This is a genomic window from Paenibacillus sp. 22594 (assembly GCF_052044425.1).
In the GTDB taxonomy this organism is placed as follows: Bacteria; Bacillota; Bacilli; order Paenibacillales; family Paenibacillaceae; genus Paenibacillus_AQ.
In genome coordinates this window covers 1-413 of the sequence record NZ_JBQENA010000054.1, presented here as the reverse complement: position 1 = coordinate 413, position 413 = coordinate 1, and the positions used below count along the sequence as shown (strand labels likewise).

Here is a 413-nt window from a genome sequence, read left to right as displayed (position 1 = left end):
AGCGCTTGTAAGCCGGTTCGGCCCGAGCCCGACCGGTTTCTTACACATCGGCGGAGTTTTTGCTGCGTTAATTTCCCAACGCTTAGCTCAACAAACTGGAGGGTGCTTCTATCTGCGGATTGAAGATACGGACAAGCGCAGAGAAGTTGAAGGGGGCGTCAGCAGTCTTATTCAAGCGCTAGCTCACTATGGGATTCATTTTGATGAAGGTCCCATTGGGTTGAGTGAGGAAATTGGCAGATACGGTCCTTATATTCAAAGCCAGCGCGCACATATCTATCGGGCCATGGTCCGAAGATTAATGGAAGAAGGAAAAGCATACCCGTGTTTTGTTTCAGAGGAAGAAATCCAGGAAATCAGAAAGAGCCAGGAAGCCAAAAAAGTGCAGACCGGCTACTATGGAGAATGGGCGG

At 49.4% G+C, this 413-nt stretch carries 1 protein-coding gene; it reads left to right on the top strand.

All coding sequences use genetic code 11. From position 1 onward, the window contains the following. Positions 1 to 413, top strand: a 413-nt coding sequence (locus tag ACTJKB_RS30950) for a glutamate--tRNA ligase family protein (protein WP_440838048.1), incomplete at both ends; no start/stop codon positions are given.